Below are 26,899 nucleotides of genomic sequence, written 5' to 3'. Positions count from 1 at the left end.
AGCTTAAATGAGAAAATTCCCAAATGCATTTGTCATTCTATTGGGTGTAATACTTTTAAGTTGGGTATTTACCTATTTAATTCCCCAAGGAAGTTATGAGAGAATTGTCGACGCTGAAACTGGGATGATTCGGGTAGTAAGCGACTCCTACACGCAAATCGACTCCAGTAGCCCTTCCTTTCTTGATTTTCTGGTCTCCATTCCCAAAGGTATTGCCGAAAGAGCTGAACTCATCGTTCTTATCCTGTTGATAGGTGGCTGTTTTTACCTCATTGAAAAAACGGAAACCTTTAACCATAGTTTGGTAAAATTGGTTTCTTCCTTAAAAGGAAGGGAGGATTTGGCACTTTTGACCGTAGCCATCCTATTCATCACGGGTGGCGTCACTATTGGGCTACAGGAAGAAGTCGTTGCTATGACCCCTATACTTTTGTTGTTCGGCAAAAGTTTGGGGTACAATTCATTCACCATGATTTTTGCCAGTTACGGCTCATCCGTAGTGGGCAGTTCATTTAGTCCATCCAATCCTTTTGGGGTTCTTTTGGCACAAAAAGAAGCTGCCTTGCCCTTACTTTCGGGCAGTTCCTTTAGACTGGTCGTACTTTTAGGTGCATCCTTGGCTTGGATTTTATATCTTCTTTATTATGCCAAAAAACATAGGATTGAAAAAATACAAATGCCAACCCACAACAAAACCATGGGTGGTCGTAATAAAGCAATACTGCTGTTATTGGGTCTTACGTTTTCGATTGTAATTATTGGCATAGTTCAGTTTGATTGGGGGTTTAGTGAGATGTCCGCCTGTTTTTTTGCCCTTGGCATCCTCTCCGGCCTCATTGCAAAAATGGGATGGAACAAAACGGGTGAAACCTATATTGAAGGAATGAAAGAAATGGTATTTGCCTGCATCATACTTGGTTTGGCCAACAGTATTTCAATTTTATTGACGCAAGGAATGATCATGGATACTATTGTTAAAGTCCTATTTGGTCCCTTGCAGGGTTTCTCTCCCGCTGTCTCGGGAGTACTAATGATGATTTCACATGTCCTTTTGCATTTTCCAGTGCCCAGCTATTCTGGGCAGGCCATTTTGACCTTGCCCATTTTGGTCCCGCTATCGGACTTGGTCGGGCTTTCCAGACAGATATGTGTTTTGGCCTTTCAATATGGCGCTATAATGGGCGATATGATCGTTCCTACCAATGGAGCACTGATGGCCGTAATCGCAATAGCAAAAATACCCTATAATACATGGTTCAAATTTGCCATAAAACCCATGCTGTTAGTACTCCTCATCGGTGCCATTGCCATTGTTGCTGCCGTTTTTTTAGGATATCACTAATAACCATCATTTTTGTAGATTAGACACTGTTTTTTACCAGATCATGCTCAAAGTCTTTAGAAGAATACGAAAGAAATCCATTGCAGATAAAAAAGTCAGCAACTACTTGCTGTATGCCATTGGCGAAATCGTGTTGGTCGTCATCGGAATTTTGATCGCACTGGCCATCGACAATGCCAACGAACAAAGCATCAAACGGGAAAAGGAGCAAATTTATCTCATGGGACTACGAGATGAGTTCGAGACCAGTCAGACCAAATTAAAAGAACTGATATCCTTCAACAGGCAAAGCTATGAGGATTCGAAGAAAATCTTGGTCTATATGGTCGACCCGGAGAACCTGCCCAATGAGCAAGAGCTCGCCAATTTGCTATACAATGCCTTGGCCTTCGATATTTCGTTCAACCCCAACAATTCCCTTTTGATGGAAATGATCAATTCGGGAAGTTTAAAGGATATTGCCAATCCGCGCCTGCGCATCCTCTTGACCAATTGGATTTCCAACATCGAGGACATATCCAAACAAGAAATGATGCTGGCCAATGAACGGGACAAGATACTCGATATGTTCCGCAGCGAAGAAAACAGCATCAAAACGCTGTATGACCTCACTGGGGTCTCCGATGAATTGGGGATTCCCCAAAGTTCGGACCGGACAAGCAACCGGAACCTGCTAATGTCAAAAGAATTTGAGAACAATATGCTCATGTTCATCCTCACCAGTATCAAAACGGAAACCGTGCATTACAATCCTTTGATGCAAAGCATAGATGAGATTTTGAAAACCATTGATAGCGAAATCAACCCATAAAAAAGCTGGCTAAAAATCGGCAATGTCTGAATTTTGTCAGGTTGAGCGTCCGCCTGTGGCAGAGAGGCAGGCGAAACCCATTGATTACCCGTATATGCTAAGTTCTCGACTGCGCTCGAACTGACATTTAATCCGCTTTTAGATGGCCTACTTGCTTTAATTAACCGTATCCTTTTTCTTTTTCTTGAGGAGTCCGCCCAAAATCGATTTGGCAGCATCCTTTACCTCATCACCCTGTTTGGCTTTTGTAGAATCCGTTGTGGTGGTGTCCTTTTTTCCGCCTAAAATATTGCCGATGACATCCTTTACCCCATCGTTTTTAGTGTTGGTGGTATCGGATTCGTCCTTTTTAAAGACATCGGACAATAGGTCTTTGGCTTTTTCCTTACCCTGACCTATCAATTTCTGCTTTTGCATCTCCACCAATTTGGTAGTCAAGGTTTTTACACTGGATGACAGGTCCGTGCTCACGGATGGATTGGTGAAGTTCCCTCCGATGTTCGCTGTTACGGGAACGGTGACCTCTCCCAAACTCTGGTCGTTCAATTGTGCGATGAGCTTATTTACCTCCGAGCCCAAATATTTGGCAGGCACGTTCAGGGTTGCGGCATAATCCATTTGCTTGTCAAAGGAGTGGCTACCGTTCACATCGATGGCAATGTCCTTATACGTAAGGGTGAAAGGCTTCACTTTAACCGTTCCATTATCAAAGGTCAATGCCGTTTTTAGTCCATCTAAATTGATTTCCTTGGTGTCCAAAAAGTTGAGTTTACTGTCCAATGCCGAAACCAAGGGTGCCTTTTCGGCATCCAATTTTGGGGAAAGCAGTTCTGCCAGCAAATTACCTGATATGGTGGCCAAGTTTGGCGTAAAGTCTTCCTTCAAGTTCCCCGAAATCTTAATATCCGAGTTTAATTTACCCTGAATTGCCGTGGCCAAAGGAGTCAAGGTTTTCAATAATTCCAACCCTGCAAAGGACTCCCCAATGTTAAAGTTGTTCATGCCCAGGTTCATATCAAAGGTAGCGGTTTCTTGTTTGGTGGAAACGGACCCTGAAAGACCCAAGGTACCCCCGAACAAATCGGAAGTCAAGTTTTTTACCGTTGCCGTCTCATCCTTGATGATCAAGGTTCCTTTGACGTTCTTTAGATTCAGGTTATCATAAACCACGGTGTTCGCAGCGGCATCGATGGTACAATCCAAAAACGACGGTATTTTGATGCGCTCCTCCCCTGTTGTGGTTGAACCCGTCTCCTTTTCACCGTTTTCAGGTTCCGTATCAACCGCGGTTTCCTCCATCATAAAATCGTTCAAGGCAAACCTATTGGAGTTCAAGGTAAAGTTTCCTTCCACATTCTCATCATTGAACATAAAGCCCAATAAATTGGTCAATGTTCCCTTGGCCTCAAAATCAGTGCTGCCCGTTTTACCTGTAAAGGAATCCAAGGAGACCTTGTCCGGATTAAAGGAAACGGCCGCGGTGTTAATGGTCACAGGGTTTTTAAGTTCCTCTGACGCATATTCAAATCCGGAAAGGGACGCCTTTCCCATTGTTCTGGTATTCTGGTATTGCTTGTTCTCCAAAGAGGCCATATCGAAAGCCGTGGTAATATCCGCATTCAGAATGCCCTTTAAATTGAAATCTTCGGGTACGGGATAGGCCTTTGAAATATTGGCCAAATTGATTCTTCCGTCCATGTGGGCGTTCACTTTCGTGTTGCCCAACAACTCGCGGATATTGGCATTCAAATTGAATTTGTCCTCGTCTATCAGGAAAGACAGGCGGTTAATATCCACATACGTATCTTCCGTGATCCCTGTTTCGTTATTGATTTCCGTATCGATGTACACATTGCGAACCGATTTGGGCAAATCGGGATATTTGAAGGATGCATTCTCCGAATTGATGGCAATTTTGAAGGTTGGGATATGCGCATCGTCCACTACCCCTTTAAATTGGCCGTTCACCTCAAAATTACCTGTCGTCTGCACGGTTTCGATGTTCGCAGCGTAGGCCTCAGGAATCACCGCCAAAAAGTTCTTAAAGTCGAAAGAAGGTGTTTCAAAAGTAATGTCCACCTCCTGATTGTCTTCGTTGACCTTTACAAAGCCCTCGAATACCAAGGGCAACTGGTTTACCAAGGCCTTGTTCTCCAAAAAAGTATACTTGTTTTCGGTGAGATCGATACCGATCAAGGCGTCCAAATTGATTTTGTTCCTGTTCAAGTATTGGGTACTGTCCATTTCAAAGGACACCAAAGCATCAGTAAGAGTTTTAAGCTCCGATTGCTCCAAAGAGAGGTCCCCCGTTCCCGAGTGGTTCATCTCCAAAATATCCAATCGCATCCCGCTGGCCATATCCCAGTAGACGATTTCCGAATTGGTAATGGCATAGGAGTTCAGGTTCAACGTAAAATTATCACCGGAATCTTCTGTGGTAGCCGTGGTGGACCCTCCGCTTTCCTTGGCAATATCATAATTGGCATTGCCTTCCTTATCTGCTTTGATGAGCAATTTTGCGCCATCGATGTTCAGTGTTTTGATCTCAATAGGTTCTTCCGCAGATTTGAACAGCTCCTTGATGGACATGGAAAGTGCTATTTCCGATGAGGCAAACAAGGTATCGCCCTCAAACGGAGCCTTGTTGACAAATGATAAATTGGTGAGCTTTACATTCGCGTCCGGAAAGCTTCGGAGCAAACTCAAATCAGCATCCTCAAAATCAAAAGTGGCGTTGATGCTATTGTTGACTTTTGTTTTGATGATCTCCTCAATTTTGCCTTGAAGAAACAGGGGTACGGCGATAACGATCGCTAGTAGGACAAGTAGGGTTATGGAGGTAATCTTTAGGACTTTTTTCTTCATACTTCGGTGTTTCACAACAAATTAAAGGAGAAGTATCAATCCAAAGAAATTTCTTCCCCTATATTTAAGTTAAATCTTTTTCGCATCAGATATACGAAAAAATAGAGCAAAGGGGTGTCGAGAATGGCAATCATTACCTTGAAAATAAAACCACTGATCAGCAGTCCATAAAACTTGTCCCACGGCAACACGCCAAAAACGCACAACAGCCCAACCACCGTGAACGTGTCTATAAATTGGGAGGAAAATGTAGAAAAGTTGTTCCGCAGCCAAAGCATGCGACCATTGGTAAGTCGCTTCCAGAAGTGATAAATGGTAATATCGATATACTGTGCGCCCAAATAGGCCAGCATAGAAGCCAAAACACCCAATGGCGACAACCCAAAGACCGTGGTAAAGGTGGTATCATCGACCGGGGATGATGGGATGGCCAAGGAATAGTTGGCCACCAAAATAATGGCCATAGAGAAGAACGAGGCAAAAATACCTGCGGTCACCACCTGATTGGCCTTTTTTTGGCCGTAGATCTCGGAAATTAAATCGGTGATCAAAAAGGTAATGGGATACGGCAAAATACCCACCGAAAGTTCAAAAAGCGGAGCTCCAAATACCTCCACATCCCCAAAAGGGCTCCACGAGAAAAACTTTTGAAAAATAAGGTTGGACACCACCAGTGAGGTAATGAACAACGCCCCGAGATACAGATATATGGAAAATGCTAACTTCTTGTCCTTTTGCGTCATATGTGGTTGAAAAGCCCTTAAGCCTTGGTTGGAAAATCTACTTAATGTTTAAACTGAAGGGCATCTTGGCCTGAATGCCTTCTTGTTTGGTAAATTGTTTGAACTCCTTTAAAACTTGGTAGGCCTCGGTTCCAATTTCTTCCTGTATGATGGATTCCCCGATCTTGGTCTTTGCCGAACCAAAATCTTCCATGAACAGCTCAAAATCGGATTTGTATTTAGGATACTTGCGCAGCCCGTAGGATTCCAGACCAGCCATTTCCGCCGCGGCTTTGACCGCATCGTCCAAACTTCCCAATTCATCCACCAAGCCAAGTGCCTTGGCATCCGTTCCGCTCCAAACCCTGCCCTGTGCCACTTGGTCCACTTGCTCCACCGTCATATTTCGGCCTTTGGACACACGATCTAAAAAGGTTTGATAGGTCTCTTCGATACTTTCTTCAAGGACCTGCCTAAAGGTATCCGTCATGGGCTCAAAAAAGGAATAATCCACTGAATTTTTGTTGGTACCTACCTGCTCGGCATTGATACCAACGTTTTCCGCCAGCTGGTTGACGTTCGGAATGGTTCCAAAAACCCCTATAGATCCGGTAATGGTCGTGGGCTCGGCAAAAATCTTGTCCCCTCCTACGCCAATATAATATCCTCCGGAGGCCGCAATGGTTCCAAATGAGACTACCACAGGCTTCTTTCGTTTGGCCAATTGCATTTCTCTCCAAATGATATCGGAAACGAGAGCACTTCCACCAGGAGAGTCCACACGGAGTACAATCGCCTTTACACTCTCATTGTCCACTGCTTTGTGGAGGGCATCCACGATAAGTCCTTGCCCAACATAATCCTTTCCGCCTTCGCCTCCCAAAATTTCTCCCTGGGCATAAATAATGGCAATTTTATCGGAACCTGTACGGATTTTCTGTTTGTTGGCCTTTTGTATGTAATCCCTCAACCCAACATATTCCACGTCCTCATCTTTGGAAAGTCCGATTTTCTCCCTCATCAGGTCTTCGTATTCATCAAAATACAATGCGCCGTCCACGAGACCGGAAGCGACGGCATATTCAGGGGTCCGCCCTCCAAGGGTATCGGCTATTTGGTTCAGGTCTTGGGGCGAAAGGTTTCTGGATGCTGAAATATCGTCGACCATCACGTTCCAAATGGAAGAAATGAGCTCTTTTATCTGGGCACGGTTTTCCTCGCTCATGGTGTCGGACAAAAAGGGCTCCACCGCACTTTTGTACTTTCCATGGCGTATGACCTCCATTTTGATTCCCGATTTTTCCTGCAATTCCTTATAAAAAAGCACTTCGGTGGCCAATCCTTTAAAATCCATCGCACCCACCGGATTAATGTACACCTCATCTGCCGCACTGGCCAAGTAATAGTCGCGCTGTGCATACACATCGGCATGTGCCACAACGAACTTTCCGGAAGATTTAAAATCGATTAGGGCGTTGCGTATTTCACGGGCTTGGGCCATTCCTGCCTGTAGAAATCCAGTGGTGATGCTTATACCCTCAATATGGTCATCGTTTTTGGCCACTTCTATGGCATGTAGGATTTCATCCAATCCCAGCTCCGCTGTCCACAGTTCGGCAAAGGGATCGTTCGCATCCTTTCCCGTGTAGTCCAAAATCGGTGTTATAAAACTGATCTCCAATACCGAGTTGCGTTTGACCACAACACCATCATCCGCACTGCCCACCAAGGCCATAAAAATAAAGAACATGCCCACAATGATCATAAAGGCCATTAAGCTCCCCAAAATTGAGGCAAGTAGGTTTCTTAAAAACTTCATGCAATAAAAATTTAATACGTATCAAAGATAACCAATGTAGGAATGTTTTGTTTACTTTGTTTCTTCGATTATGGGCAGAAAGCAAAAGGTATATCTTTCATTGGGAAGCAATTTGGGAAATCGGCATGCGAACCTCCAAAAGGCCATTTTTCGCATTCAGCAAAAGGCAGGTTCCATCTTGGATATTTCCTCCGTTTATGAAAACCCGGCGGTCGGATTCGATGGGGAACCTTTCCTGAACATTGTCATTTCCGTTTTGACTCCCCTGCCACCAAAGGAATTACTGGATACCATTTTACAGATTGAACGGGATTTCGGTCGAATCCGAAATGAAGGCGGTGGGTACCGCTCCCGCACACTGGATATTGACATTGTTTATTACGGGTCGGAGGTCATTAACCATGAAGATTTGGTGGTTCCCCACCCCCACATGCAGCACCGGAACTTTGTTCTAAAACCTTTGGCCGATATTGCCCCGCAATTTTACCACCCCGTGCTGTCCAAGGATACGCGGAACCTATTGCAAGAATGTAGTGATCGAAGCCAATTCACCAAAACAAAGCACAAACTGTTCAAGGACAGGTCGGGGCTGTTTTCACAACTACAGCTCATCGCCATAGAAGGCAACATTGGTGCCGGAAAAACCACCTTGTCCAAGATGATCTCGGATGACTTCAACGCCAAATTGGTGTTGGAACGCTTTGCGGACAACCCCTTTTTGCCCAAATTCTACGAGGACCAAGCGCGCTATGCCTTTCCTTTGGAAATGTCCTTTTTGGCGGATAGGTATCAACAGTTTATGGATGACACCTCCCAGTTCGATCTTTTCAAGAATTTTATGGTAAGCGACTACGATATTTTCAAATCGCTGATTTTCGCCAAGGTCACCCTGCAAAAAGAGGAGTTCAACCTATACCGAAAGGTTTTTAGTTTTATGTACAAGGAGGTAAAAAAGCCTGAAATTTATCTCTATCTCTACCAAAATACCGAACGGTTGTTGGCCAATATCAAGAAAAGGGGGCGCGATTATGAACAAAACATTGCCCCTGAATATTTGGAGAAGATCAATCGTGGGTATTTGGATTTTATCAAAAGTAACCCCACACAGAACAGTATTATTCTGGATGTGGGCGAACTCGACTTTGTTAGCCATCCCGAGGATTACGAATTCATCATACAAAAACTGGAAGACCACATCCTTTCCTCAAACTTTTAAGAGAATTTTTAGAAAATGTTTGGATATAACGAATGGTTTTATTTTATTAGCACCCTCAAATTGAGAAACTAACTAACTCAGACTTTACATAGGGCCCTGTTTTGCAGGGCCTTTTTTATTTTTTGGCATTTTGTTTGGACCATAAATCCCATACCACCACCCCGGCACTTACCGAAATATTCAGGGAATGTTTGGTCCCGAACTGGGGAATTTCCAAAACGGTATCGCTAGCGTTGACCACTTCCTGTGAAACCCCCTTCACCTCATTTCCAAAAATCAAAGCAATGGTTTTCGTCGCGCCAACCTCAAAATCGTTCAACATAACAGCATTCTCCGCCTGCTCCACGGCAACAGTTTGTACTCCTTGCCGTTTAAGTTCCTGCACCACCTCCACAGTGTCCTTTCGGTATTCCCAATCCACGCTTTCGGTGGCGCCCAAGGCCGTTTTGCGAATATCCTTGTGCGGTGGGGTCGCCGTAATGCCGCAGAGATAGATCTTTTGGACCAAAAAGGCATCGGCCGTTCGGAATACGGAGCCAATATTGTTCAAACTTCGGATATTGTCCAAAATGATGATGATGGGTGATTTTTTTGCTTCCTTGAAACCATCCACATCCAACCGATCTAACTCACTATTTTCCAGTTTTCGACTCATTTTTTAAACATTGGGGTCAAAATATCAACAAAAATTTTTGATGGCTGATGAAAACTATATATTCGTTTGCAGCAGACACATGGCTTGGTCCTATTTGATTTCATCTTCAGTGAAGTCGAAAGATTGACAAAAACATCTCGACTGCGCTCGATGTGACAATGAATTCCATAATGATAAATTCCCAAGCAGGGCAAAAATAACAGAATTAAATCGCTTTGGCAGCCAAGAAAAAGAATACAAAGGTTACCCCGTTAATGCAGCAGTACAATGCCATCAAGGTAAAACACCCGGATGCGCTGTTGCTGTTCCGTGTAGGTGACTTTTATGAAACCTTTGGGGAGGACGCGGTAAAGGCCGCGAAAATATTGGGCATTATCCTTACCCACAGGAACAATGGGGGGGACAAGACCGAACTGGCCGGGTTTCCGCACCACTCCCTGAACACCTATTTGCCCAAATTGGTGAAAGCGGGACAGCGCGTGGCCATCTGCGATCAGTTGGAAGACCCCAAACAGACCAAAAGCATTGTAAAGCGTGGCGTCACCGAATTGGTGACTCCCGGAGTTGCCTTGAACGATGACATCCTCACCGCCAAGAACAACAACTTCTTGTGTGCCGTCCATTTTGGGCGGAATAAAATGGGTGTTTCCTTTTTGGACATTTCCACTGGGGAATATCTGTGTTCCCAAGGATCAGCGGAACAGGTGGACAAACTGCTCCAAAACTTTTCGCCGAACGAAATTTTGGTCTCCAAAAACCATAAAAAGGATTTTGTGGAGTGTTTTGGTAAGCATTTCCATAGTTTCTTTTTGGAAGATTGGATTTTTCAGGAAGATTATGCCCAAGAGCGCTTGAACCAACATTTTGGTACCAAAACCCTAAAGGGTTTCGGCATCGACCACCTCAACCAAGGCATTATTGCTTCGGGGGCGGTGCTACACTATCTTTCCGAAACCCAGCATAGCCAACTCAAGCATATCAACAACATACAGCGGATTGCAGAGGAGGAATATGTGTGGATGGACCGCTTTACCATCCGTAACCTGGAACTTTATCATTCCTCCCATCAAAATGCGGTGACCTTGTTGGACATTATCGACAAGACGCTGTCCCCCATGGGCGGACGCCTGTTAAAAAGATGGTTGGCCCTTCCGTTGAAAAATGTGGAAAAGATCCGGCAACGCCATGAAGTGGTCGCCCATCTAAAAAGCGAGGAGTCCCAATTGAACAGGATTCAGGGCCACATTAAACAGATGGGCGATCTGGAGCGTTTGATCTCCAAATTGGCCACGGGAAAAATCAACCCCAAGGAAGTGGTCCAACTCAAAAACTCATTGGAAGCGGTGGTGCCCATCAAACAATTGGCCCTCAACAGCTCCAACACCTCCCTACAACATATCGGGGAAAGTTTGGACGATTGCGAAGCCCTTCGGTCCAAAATAAAGGAGGTACTCAATGAGGAGGCCCCGGTGAACATTGCCAAAGGCAACACCATCGCCGAGGGTTATTCGGAAGAACTGGACGAATTGAGGGGACTGGCTTTTTCCAGCAAGGATTATCTGGATAAAATGTTGGAACGGGAAACCAAGGAAACTGGTATCACTTCCCTAAAAATCGCTTCCAACAACGTTTTTGGATATTATATTGAAGTTCGGAATACCCACAAGGACAAGGTTCCCGAAGCTTGGATTCGAAAACAAACCTTGGTCAATGCGGAACGCTACATCACCGAAGAACTCAAGGAATACGAGTCCAAAATCTTGGGTGCCGAGGAACGCATTTACCATTTGGAACAGCAGCTTTTTGAACAGTTGCTGGTCTGGATGCAGGAATATATTTCTCCAGTGCAGCGCAACGCCCACCTGATCGCCCAATTGGATTGTCTTTGTGGCTTTGCCCAGTTGGCCAAGGAGAACCACTATGTGGAGCCGATGGTAAACGATTCGACCACGATTGACATCAAGGAAGGAAGGCACCCCGTTATCGAAAAACAATTGCCCATTGGTGATGCTTATGTGACCAACGATGTACTGCTCAACCGCGAAGAGCAACAAATCATCATGATTACCGGGCCTAACATGAGCGGTAAATCTGCCTTGTTACGGCAAACCGCATTGATCATGCTCTTGGCCCAGATGGGCAGTTTTGTGCCCGCTACGGAGGCACACCTTGGTGTGGTGGACAAGATTTTTACACGGGTCGGGGCCAGTGACAATATTTCGATGGGCGAATCGACCTTTATGGTAGAGATGAACGAGACCGCTTCCATTCTGAACAACCTCTCGGAGCGCAGTTTGGTGCTCTTGGACGAAATTGGTCGTGGCACCAGTACCTATGACGGTATTTCCATCGCTTGGGCCATTTCGGAGTATTTGCACGAGCACCCCGCGAAGGCAAAAACGCTATTCGCTACGCATTACCACGAGCTCAACGAAATGACCAATACGTTTACCCGCATCAAAAACTATAATGTTTCCGTAAAAGAGTTGGAAGACAATGTCCTCTTTCTCCGAAAATTGATACCCGGGGGCAGCGAACACAGTTTTGGAATCCATGTAGCGAAAATGGCGGGAATGCCGCAACAGGTGATTCAAAAGGCGAACAAAATCCTTAAAAAACTGGAGAAATCGCACTCCAGTGAGGAGATGACGGACAAGCTACAGGCCTCCCAAAACGAGATGCAGCTGAGTTTTTTCAATTTGGACGACCCTTTGCTGGAAAGATCAAGGAAGAAATTTTGCACTTGGACATTGATACACTGACACCTGTGGAGGCATTGATGAAGCTGAACGAGATCAAGCGATTGTTGGGGAAAAAGAAAAAGGCATCTTCCTAAAAAAATTCTTTTATTTTAATAGAAATATTATAAATTTGCATCCGCGCTTGGGAAAAGTGAAGCGTTCTTTAAAAATGCGAAAATAGCTCAGTTGGTAGAGCATCACCTTGCCAAGGTGGAGGTCGCGGGTTCGAATCCCGTTTTTCGCTCGACTTCGACTCCGCTCAGTCACCACGGGTGGAGTTTTTTTTTTACATACAAGTCCTGTCATGCCTACGGCAGACAAGCTCGAGTGGTGTAACCTGCCTGCCGGCAGGCAGGTTGGTAGACAGATTTTGAAAATTGGGTGATGTTCTATACGTACGCTTTGAATAGTGTAAAAAGAAACTATATTTATGTCGGAATAACTTCCGATTTGGAAAGAAGGCTGGAAGAACACAACTCAGGTAGAAATAAAACAACAAGGGCTTATAGGCCTTTTGTTTTAATCTTTAAAAAAGAGTTTAAAACAAGGTCGGAGGCCAGGGTTGAAGAGAAGAAGTTAAAATCTGGGTATGGAAAGGAATTCTTAAAGAATTTGGTTCTTAGCCAGAGTGATGAAAATATTGAACGTTAAGTCCAGTCTTGCCTACGGCAGACAAGCTCGAGTGGTGGAATTGGTAGACACGCCGGACTTAAAATCCTGTGGGCATTTTGCCCGTGCGGGTTCAAGTCCCGCCTCGAGTACTCGAAACCCTGTTAATCTTTTGATTTTCAGGGTTTTTTGTTTTTTAAAACAGTACTGTCCCAAATTTTTAGTCATCCAACGGACTTCTAACATTTAATAAGTTGGGTTCTGAAAACCGGGTGTAAATCATTGCAGTTGATGGCTATATCTCTTCGAGTAATCGCCATCAACGGGCCTTGTACATTCCACCTCATGACCCATGAAAGTTTTTTCTATCTTTAACTAGGGCAATAGGCAAAAGCCAAAGCCATCAACTGCACTTATACCGAATGAGGCGAAACGATGGCTCCCCGTGAGGCACGCCTCACTCGCCATAAACAAGGCCCGTTACCACCAATTAAAACGAACAGAAAAAAAAGAATTAAATTGAATGAATAAACAACCAAAACCAGACTCGAAAAAATACACAGACTTAATATCCGAAATACAAAAAGGACAAATTAAGATTCCGAAATTTCAGCGAGATTTTGTCTGGAGCATTGATAAAACAGCCAAATTATTAGATAGTATCTTAAAAGGCTATCCAATTGGAACTTTTATACTTTGGGAAACAAATGAACGACTTAATGATATTAAAAATATCGGGAATCTTGAATTGCCACCAATTCCAGACGATATTAAAGTTCAATACGTTTTGGACGGACAACAAAGAATTACATCATTGTATGCCGCATTTTTAGGTGCTTCAATACAAAAAGAAGGCGAGAAAAAAATTACAAACTATGGTTCTATTTTTGTTGATTTAGAGGGCGACATTGACAATAATGATGAACAAATCATAGTTTCAGAACAACCAGAAAGCACTTTCATAACCTTGAATGAAGTTCTTAATTTCAACGATAATTTACTTGAAATAAAAGAGCGTTTTTCAGATGAACAATTCAAAAAAATTCATCAATATTCTCAAACATTTTCAACATACGACTTTTCAACAGTCGTACTTCGCAAAGAGGATATAGATTCTGCTATAGAAGTTTTTACTCGAATAAACACAGGTGGACAAACACTTACATTGTTCGAAATTATGTCTGCAAAGACATACGATGAAGAGCAGAAGTTCGATATGCAGGCAAAATTCCAAAAACTACTTAAAGAACTTGAGGTAAGTAAATACGATACGATTTCAAGTACGGTTATACTTAACGTATTGAGTTTGATTTTAAGCAAAAATAAAGAGTGTAAAAGAAAGGTTGTTTTACAACTGGACAAACAAAGCATAATAGACATTTGGGATGATGTTATTTCGGCACTAAAAGAGAGCATTGATTATTTACGCTCAGTGTACAGAATTCCTGTTTCCACTCTTTTGCCTTATGATGCTCTTTTAGTCCCATTTAGTTACTTCTTTTATTTCCAAAAAGAGAAACCAAAAGGAAAACAAATCAAGTATTTGGAAGAATTCTTTTGGCGTATTTCACTATCATACAGATATTCAAGTTCAACAGAGTCTAAACTTGCACAAGACATCAAGCGGATTGACCAAATTCTTCAAGAGCAAAGACCAAATTACGATGAAATAAAAGTCTTCTTAAACTCACCAAAAGATTTAATCGACACAGGGTTTAGTGCAGGAAATAGTTATTGTAAAGCTGTTATTTGTCTTTTAGCTTACTTTGAGCCTAAAGACTTTAGAGATAATGGTAAAGTCATTCTTGATAATTCTTGGCTCAAAATGGCAAACAGTAAGAACTATCATCATTTCTTTCCTAAATCGTATCTGCGAAAACGTGGTATTGGAAATGAAAACAGTATTGTTAATATCACTTTAGTTGGAGCGGATTTAAACAAAAGAAAAATCAGAGCAAAAGCACCTTCAATCTACATTCAAGATTTTATGGACGAGAATGAAGGTTTGAGGAAATCCATAAAATCCCACCTAATTGACAACATAGACGAATTTGGTATTTACAGCGATGATTATTCTGTATTTTTAGAAAAAAGAGCTAATTCGATTTTCAAAGCCTTAAAAAACCGTATCGAGCTTAAAAATGAAATCCCAGCAGAGGATACGGAATTAAAAGAATTAGTCTTAATTGGCGAAAACGAAAAGTTGGAATTGAAATCAACGTTGCGTTACGATATACGAGAAAACACAGTCAATAAAAAATTGGAGTTTGTAATTGCAAAAACCATTTCAGCTTTTCTAAATAGTGAAGGAGGTATTTTAATCATTGGCGTTGACGACGATGGAAATGCTTTGGGACTTGACAAAGACTGTGAAACTCTTTCAAAGAAAGACATTGACGGTTTTGAATTGCATTTAAGAAATATCATATCAAAATATTTAGGTTCAAGCTTCGAGAAATATCTGAAAGTTAGTTTTCCGACTATTGATGAAAAGACAATCTGTAAAGTTCAAATACTAAAAAGTGGGAAACCTGTCTTTGCGACTTTCGAGGGAAATGAGAACTTTTATGTTAGGATTGGAAATTCATCAGTTCCGAAAAACAGAGCAGAACAAAGCGAATATGAAAGACTACATTGGAATTAAATAACTGGTGGCCAAAAACATATAGAAATAATAGCGGTTTAATCGCTAAAACGAAAATGAATTTTATAAATCAAACGACAGTAACAAACAGTAAAGTAAGTGCATAAAATTCGCTACTATTCTTATACGTTACCATTACCTCAATTTATCAAAACCAATACAATGATGAACAACCGTAGAACCTTCCTTCAAAAACTGGGCGTTTTCTCGACCCTATGCCTTACGGGAATGCACAATTCATTGGGGGCAAATAATGCAATAAGAGACACCGATGGACTGATCATAAAAGCCAATGAAGGGGAAGTTCGCTATATAGGAAATACCCGTAAAGCCAAGGTGAACATTAAGGTTTCAAAAACACCTGATTATAGTCCTGAAATATCTTTACTTACCGAGTTAATCACTCCAGAAGATGGAATACCCACCCACAAACATCTTAATGAAGATGAATTCTTATTTGTTCAAAAAGGAACTGTAGAAATCACATTGGGAGATGATATTCAAACGGGTGAACACGGAGACCTCATTTATGTTCCAAAAAATACTTGGCATGGATTTAAGAATACAGGTAAAGAAGATGTCACACTACTTTTTGGTTATTCACCATCAGGTTTTGAAGACTATTTCAGACAAATTGGAACGGTGCGAATAGATGAGGAACTGGGCTTTACGAGTGAGGATTGGATACGAACAAACAAAAAATATGGCGTAGTTTACAAAAGTTAATAGTCACTAATACTCCAACCCATAATAATCGGCAACTTCATAAAAATCCGAAATATCCACCCCCGCCTTTTTTAGTTCCTCTTTCACAGTCATACCTTCTGAAGACACCCCTTCTTCGCCCTCGACCACCACAAACCTGAGGTTCACTGTGGTATCAAAAGTGGAAAACAAAACCGCTTCACCCAAGGCAATCCTCGAAATATTCAAGATATTAGTAGAGTTGTTATAAGGCATGGTCAACCAAGTGTCCACAGGCACCGTTACGTTTTTAAAATATCCGAAAACCACCCCATGATCCAAAATATCCTGAGTAATCCCTGGAACCGAAAAACTTTGGTACCCTTGTGTGATCTCTTGATCTTCAAATAGGTAACTTCTCACATTCGCATTCCCGTCTTCACCGGGTTCGCCCTGTATTCCTTGCTCTCCTTGTGGCCCCATGGCCCCATCTTCCCCGTCGCTACAGGCATAAATGGCAAATGCGGCAATACACACATATACTAATCTTGAAATTTTCATATCGTTGAGGTTTATGGTTTACTTCTTAGGTTCCGGTTGTACCTACCGCTACCTGTCTGAATTACAACGGTTTCAAGGACGATTTATTACCTTATTGTAAATCAAATGGTTACAATAACAACAATCCAAACCATTCCGTTTCAAAAACCGAATCGTACCTTTAGGTACAAAGAGGTTCCTTTTGTCCAAAACACACACATACGCCAACCGATTTCGACTCAAAGATTTCCCTTACCTACTTTGGGATACCTATACCGCGTGGAGCAAGGCCCGCCCGTGGCGTTTGAGTGCAGTAGTGGCCTATTGTGCGGTGCTTTCGTTGCCTGCGCTATTGGTCATCATCATCAACATTGTGGGTGCCATTTGGGGCGTGGACATCGTACAGGGCCGATTGACGGATGAGTTTTCCGTTGCGCTCGGGCCCAACGCTGCCCAAACCATTGAAGAAATTGTACAGGACACCCAAAACAAGGACAAGAATCTAATTTCTACCCTTATCGGTATTGCCACCCTCCTTTTTGGTGCCACCGGGGTCTTTTATCAATTGAAAATTTCGCTGAACGAGATATGGCGCATCAGGACATCCAAAGGATTCGACTTTTGGAAACTGGTCACCGAGCGGGCCAAAAGCTTTGCCTTTATCCTCGTCATCGGTTTTTTATTATTGATCAGTTTTATCGTCACCGCTGCCATTGCCGCTCTCAACGATTATCTAAAAAGCTTGATCAGCGAAGCGGCCATTTATTTGGCTTACACTGTCGATATTTTTTCGTCCATTGCCATTATTACGGTCATGTTTGCCTTGATGTTCAAATTCCTGCCCGATGCCAAGATCAAATGGCGGGCCGTTTGGTTCGGCGCCTTTATCACCGCCGTGCTATTTGTTATCGGGAAGTTTTTAATGGGGCTCTACTTTGGCGAAGCGAAACCTGGCTCTACCTATGGAGCCGCTGGCACCATAGTTTTGGTGTTGTTATGGGTTTCCTATTCCTGCCTTATTCTCTTTTTTGGGGCACAGTTTACCTATACCTATGCCAAAAAGTACCATATCTATTTTGAGCCCTACAACGAGTTGGACCCTTAAACCAACGCTAAGGGTTCCGTTTTCCTTCCACCACGATTCCCTTCCACCCCATCAGGGCATTATAGCTGCCCGAATCATTGGGGACAAATTCAAAAGATTCGGCCGCCTTTGGGTCCTCAAAGAAAACGGTCGGGCTTTCCGCCTGTAATTCCCCAACTTGTTCTCCCTCTTGAAATAATACCAGCTTTCCATTAGCGACCCTTACCTCCAATACCAACCCATCAAAATCGGCAAAGGTGTAGAAACCCGCATAAGGTTCCAGTACTTCTGGCTCCACTGCTATGGCTTTTCGGTTGATTTCCTGTGGAAAGGCAACAGGCTGCGATTTGAGCATCTTAGCCATGTCGTCGATAGCGTCAAAAAAAGGCATTTCGTCATAATTGGCCAGCAAAACAAAATCAAAATGGTTTTTCAGATCGGTGTACACCTGTGCCCGAATGCCTTTGGAACCGCCATCCTTGGCAATAACACCTTCTTCATTGGTTAAGAAAGAAGCTATAGGTTCCTGTTTGATATGATCCAGAAAGATCTTTAGATCTTCGGCCGTCGAAAAGATGCGTGCCGTCCGAAATTCATCCTTTTGGATATTGTCCACAGTAACCAATTCCCCGTCCTTGAGCATGTGGTTCTGTGCCATTTGATGGATGTTATGCTCCTCAACAAAAAAGTGTGCTCCACTGGAATCCATCCCCAACGGCTTGAAGATTTCGTCCACCAAACATTGCGCAAAGGGCTTGCCATACGTTTGGGAAATAATATGGCATATCAATTCGTACCCCACATTGGAATACTGCGCATCGGTACCCGGCTCAAACAAGAAGGTTTGCTGTTTTGACAGTTCAACAATATCCTCTGGCTCCAACTGGTATTCTTGCCCCTCGAATCCTACCAGTTCCCTAGGTAGTCCAGAGCGATGCTCCAACAACATGTTCAACGTAATCTCATCTCCTTTTGGAAAGTCGGGTATAAACTGATTCAAGGTCTGGTTTTTGGAGAGCTTGCCCTCCAATTCCAATTGCGCCAGCAGGTAATGGGCCATGAGTTTGGAAATGGAATGGATATCGAACTGGTAATCCGGGGCAACATATGAAGTACTGTTGGGTGACATCTTTAAATTGTAGGCTTTGTTCAGCAAAAGCGTATCGTTTTTGTACACCAACAGCACACCGTTAAATTGTTGCAGCTCCGTCAGCTTCGTGAAATAGGTATCCACCGAATCACGGACTCGCTCCATTTGGGGAGAAAGTACCACTTCGCCTTTCTCAGCGTGCTCGCCGCAGGCAGCCATCACCAAGATTCCCAAAAGCATCAAAATATATCTCATCATCACTTTTCTTTTGGGCAAAGAACCAAAAAACCAGCTTTCAAAAATTGTAAAAATGGAAACCTATTGATGGCGCAACAAAAACTCGGGCAAATTATTGAAAAACTCCAAGGGAGCCACGCCGCACACTTTTTTAAAATCGTTGATAAAGTGGGGCTGATCAAAATATCCATAATCATAACTGAGTTCAGTAAATGAAACCTCAGCATGCTTGGCCCTGTACTTTACCAAATCCAAGATGCGAACCGTGATAATGAACTTTTTGAGGCTGTACATCACCTCTTTTTTAAAGATTTTGCCCAAATACTGCCTAGACCGTTGAAACTGATCGCTCAATTCGTTCACGGTGACCATTCCCCTTTTTTCATAAATAGTTTCACAAATGGTACGCACCAGTTCCATGGACGGGGTAAGCTGCTCCAACGCATTTCGCATAAAAGCTTCGGCCATCTCAAAACGTTCTTCTTGCTTAGCGCTAAATATATCGTAGTGAAACGGTATCAAACCACTGTGCAGCTGCGAAACGTCGACAATCCCAACTTGTTCTACATTGGAAAAGAAATGTGCATTCGCCCATGGTTGCAGCTTAATGGTAAAAAAGGTTAGGGAGTTGGTTGCTTCAATTCGGTAAGGCGGATGGAGCTGATGGATGGTAAAAATGCTACTCTCAATGGGCTGGACGTGTTGGTCCGGTCCATGATAAAAAAGCCCCTCGGCCTCCTTGAAGAACACAAAATCATAACAGCAATCATCGATGATCGGAATCCGACCCGACCTTTCAGCCATATGGATGTAGTAGCTCTCCCTAAAAAGGGCATCCAAAGGGGGGTGGGGATGATGATTGGAGAGAATCAAGGATTAGTTTTTGAACATGTAAGATACGGACTATTTGATGCGATTTGCAACACCCAAAAAATGCATCCGTCAGATCAGAAGGGGCATCCGTCAGATCGGAAGGGGCATCCGTCAATTGGCGCACTAAAAAAATACTGTATTTACCTTTCTTTACCCCTTTAATCTTTAAAAATAATTTTATGAAAACAATGAGATTACTTAGCATGGGGCTTTTGGCCGTATGCATTTCGTTGACCTCCTGCACCCCTGAAGATGGAAAGGACGGTCTTCCTGGACCACAGGGTGAACAAGGAATTCAAGGGCCTCAAGGTGAACAAGGACCACAAGGGGAAGCGGGTCAAGACGGTGCCAATGGTGAAGGTTTTGATGAACTCACCAAATATGGAGAAATCACCGTAACCCTTCAAGGAACACGTCCAGATGGTGAGGCTTTTGAAGACACCAATACATTTAAGTTTACCAGTAATGAAGATTTTGTGGGTGGAAATTCTATAATTGAAAATCAAGAAGGAGATAATACGTACCATGAATTCAGAATGAGGCGATTTTTATCCTCTCCCGACCAAGATGTAAATCAATCCCTCTTCAGAATATACTTAAATATGGAAAATTTGGGTACCGAAAACGAAACCCATGTACCGACAACAAATGTAATTATACGTTACACAGTTGTTGGGAACGATAATAAGTATTTTACTTTAAATCACACTTTCCAGTTCGGACAACCAGGTATATCAGATTTAGAACTAACCGATTTGGTCTGGAATGATGAAACCAACAACCTTACCTTTTCATTTTCATTTACCGTGGATGCTGAATATAACAATTCAGATCATGAACTTACCGTTTCAGGTGATGTGGATGTGTTCCTATTGGAGCCAATCCAACCCTAATCGCATTTTAGCCTAAGCAACCAGTTAAGTTAACCAATTTATAAAAGAGGCTGTTTAAAAAGCTGTAACATTTGAACTCTGTCAGGTTAATCGATGCCGAAACCCATTGATTAATCAATGTGTCTAAAGTTCTCGACTGCGCTCGAACTGACATGTAAACTGCTTTTTGGAACAGCCTCTTTGTTTTTAGCTTAAAAATCTAGGTCAACAAATTACCGTCTTCATCCCATTCGGCGATGATGCCGCGCTTGCTTTGGTCCACACACTTGGCCAACCATTCCTCATCATAGGATACCCCATGCTGGTCCAAAACATCCTGGGGCACACCGTCCCACACATTGGGCTGGTTGCCTTTGTACCCGATTTCCTCTATCCCAATTTTGCTTGTATAAAAGCCTGTCATGGTCAGGTTGCGCACCAAGGAGAAAAAATTTACCTCAAAAGGACGCTCATTACTGGGAATTTCAGGGTCGTAGTAAGCAATTCCATCTAAAATTTCCTTTTGCTGTGCTTCCAAAGCACTTTTGAACTCCGTTCCATATTCGGTGTTGCTCTTGTGGTCCAGCCACATGATTCCGCCCCTCAAGTCGGGTTGCAGGGTCTCCTCGTCCTTGCTCATAAACTCGATAAAGCTCACCACATCCGCATCCGATGCACCTTTAAACTCATCCGAGGGTGGCAGTATCAAATCACAAAGGATCGTGAGCGTTTCCTTCTCGTGCGGATTCAAAAATTGCTCGTCCTGCAGTTCATGGATCAATTCGGTCTCCAACGGCACCCTTCCCGGGTAGGTGATCTTAGGTGCCTCTACCAATTCTGTTCCTTCCGTGGAAGGTTTGCATCCGTGAAGTGCCAATCCTCCGGCAACAGAACCCAATACAATCGATTTTAAACTCTTTCTTCTGTCCATTCCGTTAGATATTTTGTTGTTTGAGTTGTTCCACAATGTACTCCGAGGCACGCATCGAGAGTGCCAGTATCGTCCAGGTACAGTTCTTGTCTGCCTGCGACACAAAGGGCCCAGCATCTACGATAAAGACGTTGTCCACATCGTGCAGCTGTTGGTATTTGTTCGTCACCGAAGTCTTGGGATCGTCCCCCATCCTGGTCGTTCCCACCTCGTGGATGATGTTCCCCGGGTTGTGCAGTCCATAATTGGTATCCTTTCCGGGCTTCTTGCCCAGAGGTTCCCCACCCATATTGATCAAGATTTCCTCAAAGGTGTCCTGCATGTGTTTGGCTTGGTTGATCTCGTACTGACTCCATTTATAATGAAAGCGAAGCACCGGGATACCAAACTCGTCCACTGTGGTAGGGTCGATTTCGCAGTAATTCTCTTTTCTGGCAATGGATTCTCCACGACCTGCCATGCCCACAACCGCTCCGTAGTATTTTTTGGCATCACTTCGCAGCACATCGCCATAACCGCCTACTTTGGTCCCGAAGAACTTATTGAACTCGTTTACATTAAAGCCAAAACCATAACTAGGCATGCCCATACCGCCCCATACCTCGATATGGTACCCTCTTGGGAAGTCCAGTTTGGAATTATCGCCCCACCATGGCGAGTACACGTGCATACCACCTACCCCATCTTCGTTGTAGGACACTTTGCGGTTCATCAGGTCTGGAATAAAGGCTGCCCTATCCGCTCCCGTAGAGTCGTGCAGGTACTTGCCCACGATATCGCTGCTATTGCCCAGTCCGTTGGGATGCTGCTTGCTCTTGGAGTTCAAAAGGATACGGGCCGAACTACAGGCCGACGCTCCTAGCACAACCACTTTTCCTTTGAGTTTATATTCTTTTCTATCTTCTTTGTTGATGTAGGACACACCTGTGGCCTTGCCCTCTTCGTTGGTGGTCACTTCCCGCACCATGCAGTTTAAAAACAGGTCTATTTGACCACCATTTTTCTGAGCCGGGAAGATGAGACAAGTTCCCGCAGAAAAGTCGGCATACACTTGGCAAGCACGGTTACACTGTCCGCAGTAGAAGCATACCCCGCGTTCGTTATTGATTTTCTTGGTGAGCATGGACATTCTTGAAGGGTAGACAGGAATATTACTTTTTCTAGCTCCCTTAATATAGAACAGCTCATGCAACCTTGGTTTTGGGGGTGGCAAAAAGAAGCCATCCGGGTCGTTGGGAAGTCCTTCGTTGGTGCCGAATACCCCAATCAACTTGTCTACTTTATCGTAATACGGCTTTACGTCCTCATAGCTGATGGGCCAATTGTCTCCGTGCCCGTCTACATCCTTGTGTTTGAAATCCTGTGGGCCAAAGCGCAGCGAAATCCTTCCCCAGTGGTTGGTCCTGCCCCCGAGCATACGCGAACGGAACCATTCAAATTTAGTTCCATCCTTTTGCGTGTAAGGCTCGCCCTCAATGTCCCAGCCACCGTAGGCGGCATCAAAATCGCCAAAGGGACGGAAACGGGTACTTTTTCCTCGACGAGGACTTTCGTAAGGCCACTTCAATTGGGTTTGATGTTCGGGCATGGCAGGGTCATAAAAAGGACCTGCCTCAACTACAGCTACTTTCAGACCGGCCTCGGAGAGTACCTTGGCCGACATTCCTCCACCAGCACCCGACCCCACAATAATGGCGTCGTAGACCGTCGAATTCTCAATTATCTGCATTGGTTTTGTTTGGTTTAGTTAATTTTCTGTAAATCATATGATTGCCCAAAAAGGAAATGAGACCATCTGATTCAGGTTTCTTCTAGTTCGTTTTAAAGATACTTTTTCTCTACATAAAACAGCAGGCTTTTTTCGAATTTTCCGGTCAGTTCCCTTTGTGGCAATTGATTAAACAACAGCACACTTTCGTAAAAAAAACATATCTTCCAGCTTTGAAAAATTAACCAACAAACTGCATGAAGGCATTGCTCAAAGCACTTGGACCTGGTCTACTGTTCGCCAGTATGGCCATAGGTACTTCCCACTTGGTATTGTCTACAAAAGCCGGCGCACAATACGGATGGGTCATGATCATTCCCATCATCTTGGCTAATTTGCTCAAATACCCTTTTTTTGAGTTTGGTATTCGGTATACCACGGTTACGGAAAAAAGTTTGATCGAGGGCTATGCCAATCTGGGCAAAACCTATTTATGGATCTATGCCTTTGTCACCTTGATTTCCACCTTTACCATTTTGGCAGCACTTTATGTGGTTACCGCTGGGCTATTCATGAACCTATTTGATGTGACCTCAGTGGGCGCTGGGGCCATTTCGTTGGGACTGTTCGTTTTTATCAGTTTGATTTTGATTATTGGGAAATACCGTTTTCTGGAAAATTCCCTCAAAGCGGTCATTACCATTCTTTTTATTGCCTTGCTGGTCACCACCATCCTAGTTTTGCAGAAGGGCCCGGTACCGAATAGCGAATCCTATCAACGGCCAGAAATCTTCAACGAAGTGGGCATTCTCTTTTTGATAGGGCTTGTGGGATGGATGCCCACAGCCGTGGAAGCTTCGGGCTGGGTAAGCTTATGGGGCATGGAGAACTTAAAAACGATGAAACGAAAGCCTTCGCTCAAACTTGCCCTTCAAGAATTTAACGTAGGTTATATCCTGACCGCTGTTTTGGCCGTGTTTTTTATGATCATTGGTTGGATGACCCTTTATGGTACGGGTACGGAATTGAGCAATAATTCCGTTGTGTTTGCCGATCAGTTGGTGAATCTGTTTACCACCCACATTGGGAATTGGGCCTACTTCTTTATTGCCGTTGCTGCCTTCGCGACCATGTTCAGCACTTGTATGACGGCGCATGATGCCATTTCCAGAGTTAGCTTGGACGTGCTCCAAAAATTATATCCCCAAAAGAACATATACAATGCCAAACACGCGTTTGCCCTTATGGTGCTTGTAATGGCGTGGATCAACTGGATCGTTATTAGCCTGTTCAGTGCCAATATGGGCCAATTGGTCGCCTTGGCCACTTTTGTATCCTTCGTATTTGCGCCATTGCTCGGTTGGATGAACCTAAAAACCGTGACCGGAAAAGATATGCCTATTGCACACAAACCCAAATTGGGACTACGGGTACTCACCTACTGCGGTATGATTTTCCTATCCCTTTTTGCGCTGTACTATTGTTGGATGCTTTTGATGTAAACCTACCTAGTCGAACAATACATTATCGTTAAGGACCACGATAAGGGAACGTTGGTTCTTTTTGTGCAGGGATTCCAAACAGAACACACCATTGGTGCAATTGTTCAAAATGTTGTCCTCTCCGTAGCCTATCGAATAGAGAATGGTCGATGCGGGAACTCCCTGTTCCACCAGATATTTTTTGATGTTATCCGAACGTGCCTGGGTCAGTCTAAAATTGGTACTGCTTCCGCCACGACTATCCGTATAGGTTTCAATCCGGAGCTGGGCCTCTGGAAAGGCTTCCACAAATTCTACCACTTTATTAAGCTCGTTTTTGATTTCATCCGTCAACTGTGTGGAACTGGTGTTAAAGTAGAAATTGTCCAGTTTCACCACTTTTTGGCCTTCCCGTTCTTCCACCAAATCATCATAAAAGGCAAGGGGAACATCAAAAGTATTATTGGCCAAAGCATCAAGCTCCTCTTCCCCGAATTTTTTGATAAAACGTGAATAGCGTTCCCTGGATGCATCAATCACCAATTCGCTCTCATATGGAATTTCCAACCGATATTGCCCTTCTGCATCCGCGGTGGTTGCCGCCAACATTTCCCCGTTCATATCCCAGAGACTTACCGAAGCATTGGGAACCACTTGACCTTCTTTGCTGGAACTTACCACCGTACCTTTAAATGTTATGGTCTTTAATCCCGGCTTCTCGTCCACCTTAAAGCCATAAATATCATCCTTTCCTTTCCCTCCCGGACGATTGGATGCAAAATAGCCCAAGAGACCTTCCCCTTCGTTCCGAATGATCATACCAAAGTCATCAAACTCCGAATTGATGGGCTCTCCCAAATTGATGGGGATACCGAAACCTTCGCCCTCGATATTGGATTTGTAGATGTCCATCCCCCCTAGTCCGTAAAAAACGTCAGAGGCAAAATAAAAGCTGTTCTCAAAAATATAGGGTGCAATCTCGTTGCCGGAAGAGTTGATGCGCGGTCCCAAATTGATGGGTGCCGACATCACCTGTCCGTTGTTCGTATACACAAAATAAATATCGGTACCTCCGTAACCATCTTCAAAATCCGCCGAAAAGAAGAGTCGGCCACTGGCATCATCATAAAATGGATAATAAAACGAAGTGCTCAGGTCCTTCAGTAGCAATTGGTAGGAGCCCCCTATATTTTGCTTGGCGATGGCCAAGGCATTTTTCCCGTTGGCATCAAAAGCGAGTTCGCCATCTTGGGTGTTGGACAGTACGTAGAACACACTGTTCAGCTCCGCTGAAAAGGACGGTGTGGCCTCGTGATAGTCGGTTTCTTGCAGCGCTTGAAAAGATTGAACCCCAGTGATTTGACCCGTTGGCTGTATCTCGGATTCATAAATATTGAAATATCCCTCGTTGCCGGGTTCGTAGCGCAACTTTTTGTTGACCTGTCTACCACTGGAAAACAAAAGTTTATTCGAAAAGAAACTTGGCGCAAAGTCAGTCTGGGGGCTATTACCGTCCAGATTGAAGATTTCGTAGTCCAATTGGTCTTCGTTGGAACCATTTTGCAGCAGTTGATTGTTGAACTCCATGTTCTCCATCAGCTCTTTGGGGAAAGACGAAGAAATCTGGTTCAAAAAGTCCTTGGTTCCATCGGCTTCGGGAGTTTTGGAAAGGCTTTGCAGCATTTTGTTGTAATGATGGGCATCCATCACCGAGTCCTTTTCATAAATGGACTGGTAGGCGTTTGCAGCCTTCTGATAATTGTTCGTTTCAAAATAGGCATCGGCAAGATTGAGAAACTGTTGTTCGGTCAACGTTCCTTCGGATAACTGCTTTTCGTAGGCCGCTACTGCCTTTTGGTACTCGTACTGAAAAAAGAAAACATCGCCCTGGGACTTCTTTTTTTGACCGAAGCTGAAAAGCATGCCCAGTACAAAGGCCCAAAGTGTCAGTCGTATGTTTTTTGCCGCGTTCATG

Annotated in this window: 19 protein-coding genes, 2 tRNA genes and 1 pseudogene; 12 read left to right on the top strand and 10 right to left on the bottom strand. The window is 43.7% G+C overall.

Annotated features, from left to right (window positions below; translation table 11 throughout):
* Window positions 1–7 precede the first annotated feature (7 nt).
* Together ABNE31_RS05915 and ABNE31_RS05910 are read left to right on the top strand one after the other, a co-directional pair.
* Window positions 8–1,342: a Na+/H+ antiporter NhaC family protein gene (locus tag ABNE31_RS05915; protein ID WP_349352713.1), complete on the top strand. Its 1,335-nt coding sequence runs from the start codon at window positions 8–10 to the stop codon at window positions 1,340–1,342.
* A gap of 43 nt (window positions 1,343–1,385) precedes the next feature.
* A complete protein-coding gene (locus tag ABNE31_RS05910) occupies window positions 1,386–2,153 on the top strand; it encodes a DUF6090 family protein (RefSeq protein WP_349352712.1) in 768 nt (255 codons plus the stop codon).
* Window positions 2,154–2,309: 156 nt separating this feature from the next.
* On the opposite strand, the gene ABNE31_RS05905 is transcribed toward ABNE31_RS05910, so the two are convergent.
* The 3 genes from ABNE31_RS05905 to sppA are packed head-to-tail and all read right to left on the bottom strand — an operon-like array spanning window position 2,310 to window position 7,559.
* Window positions 2,310–5,018, bottom strand: coding sequence for an AsmA-like C-terminal region-containing protein (locus tag ABNE31_RS05905; RefSeq protein ID WP_349352711.1), 2,709 nt, complete (start codon window positions 5,016–5,018; stop codon window positions 2,310–2,312).
* A 35-nt stretch (window positions 5,019–5,053) separates the two neighbouring features.
* On the bottom strand, window positions 5,054–5,761 hold the full coding sequence (locus tag ABNE31_RS05900; RefSeq protein WP_349352710.1) for a queuosine precursor transporter: 708 nt from the start codon (window positions 5,759–5,761) through the stop codon (window positions 5,054–5,056).
* A gap of 37 nt (window positions 5,762–5,798) precedes the next feature.
* On the bottom strand, window positions 5,799–7,559 hold the full coding sequence (sppA, locus tag ABNE31_RS05895; protein ID WP_179385305.1) for a signal peptide peptidase SppA: 1,761 nt from the start codon (window positions 7,557–7,559) through the stop codon (window positions 5,799–5,801).
* Window positions 7,560–7,629: 70 nt separating this feature from the next.
* Between sppA and folK the strand changes: the two genes are divergently transcribed.
* Complete coding sequence (gene folK, locus ABNE31_RS05890) at window positions 7,630–8,775, top strand: 2-amino-4-hydroxy-6-hydroxymethyldihydropteridine diphosphokinase (protein WP_349352709.1); 1,146 nt, start codon at window positions 7,630–7,632, stop codon at window positions 8,773–8,775.
* 115 nt (window positions 8,776–8,890) lie between these two features.
* Here folK and ABNE31_RS05885 read toward each other — a convergent pair whose 3' ends face one another.
* A complete protein-coding gene (locus ABNE31_RS05885; protein WP_349352708.1) occupies window positions 8,891–9,430 on the bottom strand; it encodes an RNA methyltransferase in 540 nt (179 codons plus the stop codon).
* A gap of 254 nt (window positions 9,431–9,684) precedes the next feature.
* On the opposite strand from ABNE31_RS05885, the pseudogene mutS reads away from it, so the two are divergent.
* The 6 genes and pseudogenes from mutS (at window position 9,685) to ABNE31_RS05855 (ending at window position 16,150) form a co-directional block, all read left to right on the top strand.
* Window positions 9,685–12,266 (top strand): annotated as a pseudogene (mutS, locus tag ABNE31_RS05880) (DNA mismatch repair protein MutS).
* Between the two features lie 76 nt (window positions 12,267–12,342).
* Window positions 12,343–12,415: transfer RNA gene (locus tag ABNE31_RS05875), tRNA-Gly, on the top strand.
* Window positions 12,416–12,555: 140 nt separating this feature from the next.
* Window positions 12,556–12,822 (top strand): GIY-YIG nuclease family protein, encoded by a 267-nt coding sequence (locus tag ABNE31_RS05870; RefSeq protein WP_349352707.1) that lies wholly within the window; start codon window positions 12,556–12,558, stop codon window positions 12,820–12,822.
* A 25-nt stretch (window positions 12,823–12,847) separates the two neighbouring features.
* Window positions 12,848–12,932, top strand: a tRNA-Leu gene (locus tag ABNE31_RS05865).
* Between the two features lie 371 nt (window positions 12,933–13,303).
* Window positions 13,304–15,424 (top strand): DUF262 domain-containing protein, encoded by a 2,121-nt coding sequence (locus ABNE31_RS05860; protein WP_349352706.1) that lies wholly within the window; start codon window positions 13,304–13,306, stop codon window positions 15,422–15,424.
* Between the two features lie 99 nt (window positions 15,425–15,523).
* Complete coding sequence (locus tag ABNE31_RS05855) at window positions 15,524–16,150, top strand: cupin domain-containing protein (RefSeq protein ID WP_349352705.1); 627 nt, start codon at window positions 15,524–15,526, stop codon at window positions 16,148–16,150.
* Between the two features lie 6 nt (window positions 16,151–16,156).
* On the opposite strand, the gene ABNE31_RS05850 is transcribed toward ABNE31_RS05855, so the two are convergent.
* The gene (locus tag ABNE31_RS05850; protein WP_349352704.1) at window positions 16,157–16,669 is read right to left on the bottom strand and encodes a collagen-like protein; all 513 of its coding nucleotides are present in this window, start codon (window positions 16,667–16,669) and stop codon (window positions 16,157–16,159) included.
* Window positions 16,670–16,850: 181 nt separating this feature from the next.
* Here ABNE31_RS05850 and ABNE31_RS05845 point away from each other — a divergent pair, with 181 nt between their 5' ends.
* Window positions 16,851–17,753 carry a YihY/virulence factor BrkB family protein gene (locus tag ABNE31_RS05845; RefSeq protein WP_349352703.1) on the top strand — a complete coding sequence of 301 codons (903 nt, stop codon included), beginning with the start codon at window positions 16,851–16,853 and terminating at the stop codon, window positions 17,751–17,753.
* A gap of 7 nt (window positions 17,754–17,760) precedes the next feature.
* Here ABNE31_RS05845 and ABNE31_RS05840 read toward each other — a convergent pair whose 3' ends face one another.
* Window positions 17,761–19,080 (bottom strand): serine hydrolase domain-containing protein, encoded by a 1,320-nt coding sequence (locus ABNE31_RS05840; protein ID WP_349352702.1) that lies wholly within the window; start codon window positions 19,078–19,080, stop codon window positions 17,761–17,763.
* Between the two features lie 60 nt (window positions 19,081–19,140).
* Entirely contained in the window at window positions 19,141–19,932 is a 792-nt protein-coding gene (locus ABNE31_RS05835) for a helix-turn-helix transcriptional regulator (protein ID WP_349352701.1), read from the bottom strand.
* Window positions 19,933–20,111: 179 nt separating this feature from the next.
* Here ABNE31_RS05835 and ABNE31_RS05830 point away from each other — a divergent pair, with 179 nt between their 5' ends.
* A complete protein-coding gene (locus ABNE31_RS05830) occupies window positions 20,112–20,825 on the top strand; it encodes a collagen-like protein (protein WP_349352700.1) in 714 nt (237 codons plus the stop codon).
* A 199-nt stretch (window positions 20,826–21,024) separates the two neighbouring features.
* Here ABNE31_RS05830 and ABNE31_RS05825 read toward each other — a convergent pair whose 3' ends face one another.
* Both ABNE31_RS05825 and ABNE31_RS05820 read right to left on the bottom strand, forming a co-directional pair.
* On the bottom strand, window positions 21,025–21,735 hold the full coding sequence (locus tag ABNE31_RS05825) for a gluconate 2-dehydrogenase subunit 3 family protein (protein WP_349352699.1): 711 nt from the start codon (window positions 21,733–21,735) through the stop codon (window positions 21,025–21,027).
* A gap of 4 nt (window positions 21,736–21,739) precedes the next feature.
* Window positions 21,740–23,464: a GMC family oxidoreductase gene (locus ABNE31_RS05820; RefSeq protein ID WP_349352698.1), complete on the bottom strand. Its 1,725-nt coding sequence runs from the start codon at window positions 23,462–23,464 to the stop codon at window positions 21,740–21,742.
* Window positions 23,465–23,700: 236 nt separating this feature from the next.
* Here ABNE31_RS05820 and ABNE31_RS05815 point away from each other — a divergent pair, with 236 nt between their 5' ends.
* On the top strand, window positions 23,701–24,945 hold the full coding sequence (locus ABNE31_RS05815; RefSeq protein ID WP_179383715.1) for a divalent metal cation transporter: 1,245 nt from the start codon (window positions 23,701–23,703) through the stop codon (window positions 24,943–24,945).
* Between the two features lie 6 nt (window positions 24,946–24,951).
* Here ABNE31_RS05815 and ABNE31_RS05810 read toward each other — a convergent pair whose 3' ends face one another.
* Window positions 24,952–26,898 (bottom strand): OmpA family protein, encoded by a 1,947-nt coding sequence (locus tag ABNE31_RS05810; RefSeq protein ID WP_349352697.1) that lies wholly within the window; start codon window positions 26,896–26,898, stop codon window positions 24,952–24,954.
* Between the last annotated feature and the right edge of the window lies 1 nt (window position 26,899).

It is taken from the genome of Flagellimonas sp. MMG031, from assembly GCF_040112705.1.
GTDB lineage: Bacteria > Bacteroidota > Bacteroidia > Flavobacteriales > Flavobacteriaceae > Flagellimonas.
Note: the sequence above shows the minus strand (reverse complement) of the source record. Positions and strands in the feature narration are given on the sequence as shown.